Origin of the sequence: Xanthomonas sp. D-99 (assembly GCF_017746145.1) — a bacterium.
GTDB lineage: Bacteria > Pseudomonadota > Gammaproteobacteria > Xanthomonadales > Xanthomonadaceae > Xanthomonas > Xanthomonas cissicola.
The window spans coordinates 1-5856 of the sequence record NZ_JAGHWU010000048.1; the positions used below are offsets into that span (position 1 = coordinate 1).

Annotated in this window: 5 protein-coding genes and 1 pseudogene; 3 read left to right on the plus strand and 3 right to left on the minus strand. The window is 65.8% G+C overall.

Annotation, left to right across the window (positions count from 1 at the left end; translation table 11 throughout):
• The first annotated feature begins 348 nt into the window (after window positions 1–348).
• Complete coding sequence (locus J7360_RS16200; protein WP_209034235.1) at window positions 349–1968, plus strand: alpha/beta hydrolase-fold protein; 1620 nt, start codon at window positions 349–351, stop codon at window positions 1966–1968.
• A gap of 103 nt (window positions 1969–2071) precedes the next feature.
• Here the strand turns inward: J7360_RS16200 and J7360_RS16205 are convergent, their stop codons facing one another.
• Window positions 2072–2470 carry an antitoxin Xre/MbcA/ParS toxin-binding domain-containing protein gene (locus tag J7360_RS16205; protein ID WP_209034237.1) on the minus strand — a complete coding sequence of 133 codons (399 nt, stop codon included), beginning with the start codon at window positions 2468–2470 and terminating at the stop codon, window positions 2072–2074.
• 314 nt (window positions 2471–2784) lie between these two features.
• On the opposite strand from J7360_RS16205, the gene J7360_RS16210 reads away from it, so the two are divergent.
• Window positions 2785–3216 carry a hypothetical protein gene (locus tag J7360_RS16210; RefSeq protein WP_194273180.1) on the plus strand — a complete coding sequence of 144 codons (432 nt, stop codon included), beginning with the start codon at window positions 2785–2787 and terminating at the stop codon, window positions 3214–3216.
• 18 nt (window positions 3217–3234) lie between these two features.
• On the opposite strand, the gene J7360_RS16215 is transcribed toward J7360_RS16210, so the two are convergent.
• Together J7360_RS16215 and J7360_RS16220 are read right to left on the minus strand one after the other, a co-directional pair.
• Entirely contained in the window at window positions 3235–3927 is a 693-nt protein-coding gene (locus J7360_RS16215) for a DUF2306 domain-containing protein (RefSeq protein ID WP_209034241.1), read from the minus strand.
• Window positions 3928–3957: 30 nt separating this feature from the next.
• Window positions 3958–5025, minus strand: coding sequence for an RluA family pseudouridine synthase (locus tag J7360_RS16220; protein WP_209034239.1), 1068 nt, complete (start codon window positions 5023–5025; stop codon window positions 3958–3960).
• 197 nt (window positions 5026–5222) lie between these two features.
• On the opposite strand from J7360_RS16220, the pseudogene J7360_RS16225 reads away from it, so the two are divergent.
• Window positions 5223–5856 (plus strand): annotated as a pseudogene (locus J7360_RS16225) (hypothetical protein); the annotation flags it as partial.

Genomic DNA, 5856 nt, shown 5'->3' on the forward strand with positions numbered 1-5856 from the left:
CCCGCGGAAAGCGCCAGAAATGGCGAAATTCCGAAGTTCCAAAAGCCACTCTTCGGAACGACGCCACCTTCCGCCCTGTCAGGTCTCGTTGTTCAGACCTTCCCTAACTGCATGGTATCTGTGCTGTATCAGCTGCGCTGAGCTAGTCCGCCCTCACCACAAACGCCTTGAACACATGCAACTCTAGCCACTCTTGCGCCGCAAGCGACCCCAACCTGAGCGCGTAAAATACCTGGATCGGATGCGCTAACCTCATCTCACCCACAGCGCGCGCAGCTCCCCAGAAACTGGCTACAGTCCGCACAGGGCCACCAAGCCCACCCCACCCATCCGCTTTCAAGGATCTGCATGTCCCTGCATCGTCTTGCCCCGCGCCTGGGCCTGGCCGTTGGCCTGCTGTGCGCCTGTGCCGTACACGCCGCCGAGCCGGCGCCGGCGCATCGTCTGCTGCGCGTCACCCTGGGTAAGGCGACCGATCAGGCCACGTCCGGGCGCCTGTTGGTGTTCGCCACCCTGGCCAAGGATGCCCAGGCGCAGGCCAAACAAAGCGGGAAAGACGGCAAGGTGGAGGAGGTGAATATGAATCCCTTCCGCCCCACCGCAGTGGCGGTGGCCGCGCAGGACGTCACCGCGCTGGCACCCGGCGGCAGCGTCCAGATCGATCTGGACAATATCGCCTTCCCGCGCGGGTTTTCTGCGCTGCCGGCCGGCGATTATCTGTTTCAGGCCGTGCTCGACCCGGATGGCAGCTATGGCTACAGCGGCCGCGATGGCGGCGATCTGCTGAGCGAGGTCACCGCCGTGACATTGGCCAAGGGCAAGCCGCTGCCGGCGCTGACCTTGAGCAAGCAGGTGCCGGTCTCGGATGATCCGTGGCAGGTGTCGCCACGTGCGCCGCAGGCGGTGCGCGATGCGGTGCCCGAAGCCAAGCTGAATAGCGCCGATGCCTCGATGGTGAGCACCTCGCTCAGCACGTTCTGGGGCCGGCCGGTTTCGCTGCGCGCCCGCGTACTGACGCCGCCCGGCTACAACCCCAAGGCCGCCACGCGCTATCCCACCGTGTATGTCACGCATGGCTTCGGCGGTAACTACAACCGCTTCGCCGGCAGCATTGCATCCACCTGGAGCCTGATGGCGGCCAAGCAGATGCCGCCGATGATCTGGGTCTTCCTGGATCAATCCACGCCGACCGGTACCCACGAGTTCGCCGATTCGGTCAACAACGGCCCGTGGGGCACTGCGCTCACCGAAGAGTTGATTCCGGCGCTCGAGCGCCAGTACAAGATGGACGGCAAGGCCAGCGGCCGCTTCTTGAACGGGCATTCGTCCGGCGGCTGGGCCACGCTGTGGTTGCAGACGCGCTACCCCAAATTATTTGGCGGCACTTGGTCTACCTCGCCGGATTCCAGCGATTTCCGCGACTTCACCGGCCCGGACTTGTACGCGCCCAATGCCAATGTCTACCGCCGCGCCGATGGCAGCCAGTTTCCGCTGATCCGCGACCACGGCAAGGTGCTGGCCGATCTGGAAACCTTCGCCAAGCTCGAACGCGTGCTCGGCCCGTACGGCGGGCAACTCACCTCGTTCGAGTGGGTCTTTTCGCCGCGCGGCGCCGACGGCCGCCCACTGCCGATGTTCGACCGCGACACCGGCAAGGTGGACCCGGCCGTGGTGGCCTACTGGCGTACCCACTACGACATTTCCGCGCGCGTGGCCGCGCAATGGCCCACGCTCAAGCCGGACCTGGACGACAAGATCCATCTGATCGTCGGCACCGCCGATACCTTCTACCTGGATGGCGCGGCGCATCAATTCCAGGCGGTGCTGGATGGCCTGGGCGCCAGGAGCGATTTCCGCTATCTGGAAGGCCGCACCCACTTCGATCTCTACACCGAGGGTGACGACAACGACGCACTGATGAAGAAGATTGCCGCAGAGATGTACGCAGTGGCGCGACCGAAACGGTGAGCGGCTGAGATCACCGCGTTGCACGCGGCGCTACGCGCGTGCAACGCCTGCCGCAACCGCACCGCGCCTGCCAGATCGCATGCGCGGCATTGTCGGTCGGGCATCAGGCAGAGCGCGGCAATTCCCATTCCACCTGCTGGCGCAGCACCAGCAGCAGCACCTGGATGCGCCCGCCACGCACCATCGCTGCAGGCGTCTGGCCGTCGAAGGCATTCATGGGTTGGCGAAACCAGCGGATCAGCCCCTCGTTACTGCCACCGTTCAAGGCCCATGCATGGCAGACGATTTCGCCCAGGTTTTCGATGCCGGCAGTGCCAAGCAACTTGAGGTGTTCAGGGGTGAACGCAAACATCGACAGCACTAGCTCGGCGTCGGCCGCCTTGCCGTGGTCCACCTGCATCTGCTCGCTGTGTGCGGTGCTGTAGAGCGCGCCCTGCGCACGAAAATCTTCGGCGCGCCGCATGCCGGTAAGCACTGCTGCGATGAGGTCGGCGCGTTCCATGGGGTGTCCAGCTGAGTACGTGCGCGCACGCTAACCGGGCCGCTGCTGCCGCTCAATCGGGAGACTCCTGACAGCTGCCAGGCGCGTCAGCGGCCGTTGCGTTATGCAGCGCGGCGCGGCGGCCCGGCATGGAATGCACGCGCAGGGCCAGGGATCGCCTGCACGGCGTCGCCCCCACCCGCCTTCTCGGCGCTTAACGCAGGGGTTGCTAGCATCCGGGCGCGTCACTGGCAGCAGCCTGCACGTGAATGGCTGCAGTGTTGGAGTCTCGCCTCATGAGGAGTTGTCAGATGCCCTGGAAATCCACCCTCACCATGCTTGCCCTGTCCACCGCCGCGCTGCCGGCGCTTGCGCAGTCCGACCGCCAGGTGGTCGAAGACATGCTCACCCGCTCGGCCAATGTCTGCCCGGGCCACAGCACCGAACGCACCACGCCCACCGTCAAGGCCGTCCCCGTCGGCGCGCTGCGCGTGATGCTGGAACGCGGCCTGGTGATGTGCCCCGACCGCCGCCTGGACGCCGCAGCACCGGCCGTGTTCTACGGCCGCCTGGGCGTGTTCGCCTGGAACCCGGAAGTGAAAGCCGGATCCACGGTCATCGCCAAACAGATCGACAGCATGACCCGCAAGGACGAATACCCCGCCGACACCCTGGTGTGGGACGCCAAGGGCAGCGCGCTCACGCAGCAGACCGTGCCGATGTTCGAGCCCCGACCGGGTGCGGCGGTGTTGTACAAGGTGCGTTGAGGCGTGCCGAAGCGGGTTTCAGCCACGCGTCGATGACGACCGCGGCACCTGGCGCGGCACAGCGATGCGCCTGCGCCAGGGCCTGGTCAGTGCCCGGCGGGTTGCCGCCACGTGGATCAGCACCGGCACCGCCCAGCTCGCCCAGAGCAGCGCGGCGATCGTGCCGGGCGAAGGCACCACCCCGGCCCCAACTGCTGCATAGAGCGCGATGCGAAACACCACCGGCGCCAGCGTCACCAGATATGCCCGCACCATCCAGCGCCGGTGCCGATCGAGCTGCCCGCGGCCGATGGCCAGCAGGCCGACACATGCCACCGCCGCCCATGCCACTTCCGTCGCTGCGAAGGCAACGCGGATCGTCGTCGGCGCGGGCGAGGTAGCAATCAGCCCAGTGGTGCCGAGCATGGCCACCACCATGCCGGCGACATACGCCCGCCCAGTCCAGCGATGTACCCACGCCTGTCTGCGCCAGCGTTGCGTGGCGAACTGCAACGTGCCAAGCGCAATGCCCGCCGCACCACCGCCGAGGTGGCACCACAACCAACCGCGGCGGTTCAGAAACATGCCATAGGCCGGCGAATCCAGTGCGGCATATTTCAGATACACGTGCCGCACGAACTCACCGGCGAGCACGGCCAGCGCAAGCCAGAGCAGCGCCCACAACAAGCTGGTCGATCGCCGGTGACGCGAGACCGCAACACCATCGCGCATCGGATCGACGTGCATGTCCCGCTCCTTCGGTCAGCCCGCGGCAGAGTGCATCGGCCCCACCGTTGCGATGAAGTGCCTCGGCTCACCGGTCAGCGGGTCATCGAACGCCAATGTACGCGCGAACAGCTGTAGTGGGCGTTCCGGGTCATCGGGCCGCTGGGCTTCCAGGGCGGGATAAAACCGGTCGTGCAGGATCGGCGCGCCCAGCGCGGCCATGTGCACACGCAACTGATGCTTGCGCCCGGTCACCGGTTCCAGCCGATACGTCCAGGTGTCTGCGTTGCGCGCGACCACCTCGATCACCGTTTCGCTGTTCGGTTCGCCCACGCCCTCGCGCATGCGGAAGAACGGCTCGCCCGGCTCCAGTCGGCTGCGGTGCACATACGGAAACCTCAGCTGTGGGAGCGGTGCTGCCACCGCCAGGTACTGCTTGCGGATGCGCCGCTCGCGAAACAAGGCCTGATAGATCCCACGCGTGTCAGGGTTGGCCGAGAACAGCACCAGCCCCGCGGTTTCGCGATCGATGCGGTGCAACGGTACGAGCGCCGGATTGTCCAGCCGCCGCACCAGTCGCGTCAGCAACGTCTCACGCACGTACGCACCGGCCGGTGCGACCGGCAAGAAGTGTGGCTTGCAGGCCACCACCAGCTGCGCGTCGGCATATACAACTGTCTCGACAGACGGAATCACCGGCTCATCGGCGACCTCGCGGAAATAGCGGATCTCTGCACCCAGGCGATACGGCGCTGACAGCGCCAGGGCCTGGTCATCGGCATCGCGCACCAGACCACGCTCAAACCGATTGCGCCAACGCTCGGCCGTGATCGCCGGAAAACATGCGCACAGCGCATCGAAGACCGAGCCCCACGGACCGGCAGGCAGCTGGAAGCGGCTGGCCGGCGTGCCATCGTGGGTGCGGTGTGCATCGGGCATTGCCGAGATCGCGACAGGATCGAGAGTGCAGCATGGTAACGCGCGATGCGGCAACGCATTGCATGCAGCGGGCGATTGCATGCAGCACTGCAGCATCGGTTGATCGCTGCAGTGCCCGGCTTCCGCATGCGCGAAGCGATGTGCGCCGGCGCGATGGCGCCGCATCGACGTGTGGTGTTCTGGAACTTAGGTTGGCATCGCGATGCGTGTAATCGCGCACCATGCCACGCCTCGGGAGCGACGCTTCGGCTTGCAACACATCTGTCATCACCCGTTGACGTTGCGTGCAGGCAATGGGCGCCCCTTCGATCCATTTCTCAAGCAGGAACATCACCATGCGTTCAACACTTCACGCCACTGTCGTGACGGCAGGGCTGCTTGCCCTGCTCACCACCAGCGCGGCCATCGCCGCCGTGCCATCGGTGGCGCAATGCACCACGCCGCAGCCGTGGGCGCACTCCAATGCCGGCGTGGTGGTCGGCAACGGCACGGCCGCCAGTTGTACCGCCAGCGCACTCGCCACTGCGGTGGCGCAAGGCGGCTATGTCACCTTCAACTGCGGCACGCGTGCGACCAGCATCGCCGTCAGCCAGACCATCAACATCAGCGCCAGCACGCCAACGGTGATCGACGGTCAGGGCAAGATCACCCTGGATGGCCGCCAGGCCGCGCGTATCTTCCAGGTGCAGAACGGCAATGCACTGTCGGTGCGCAATCTCAAACTGCAGAACGGCAGCTCCGTGCAGCCGGCATCCAACACCCAGTACGCGCCCGGCACCTGGGGTGGCGGCGCGATCAAGGTCAGCTACCGCGGCAAGCTGGAAGTGATCAACAGCCAGTTCCTGAGCAACCGCAGCAGCATTGGGGGTGGTGCCATCTTCGCCGGCAGCGATACCGACGTGACGATCGTCAAGAGCTCGTTCTCCAAGAACACCTCCTGGCTGGGCGGCGCGCTCTACACGCAGCTCAGCCGTCTGGTAATCCCCCCACTTTTAG

Bases quoted from the DNA above. Each gene is read 5' to 3' on its own strand.
- J7360_RS16200 (WP_209034235.1), top strand. From the start codon at position 349: ATGTCCCTGCATCGTCTTGCCCCGCGCCTGGGCCTGGCCGTTGGCCTG.
- J7360_RS16205 (WP_209034237.1), bottom strand. From the start codon at position 2,470: ATGGAACGCGCCGACCTCATCGCAGCAGTGCTTACCGGCATGCGGCGC.
- J7360_RS16210 (WP_194273180.1), top strand. From the start codon at position 2,785: ATGCTTGCCCTGTCCACCGCCGCGCTGCCGGCGCTTGCGCAGTCCGAC.
- J7360_RS16215 (WP_209034241.1), bottom strand. From the start codon at position 3,927: ATGCGCGATGGTGTTGCGGTCTCGCGTCACCGGCGATCGACCAGCTTG.
- J7360_RS16220 (WP_209034239.1), bottom strand. From the start codon at position 5,025: ATGCGGCGCCATCGCGCCGGCGCACATCGCTTCGCGCATGCGGAAGCC.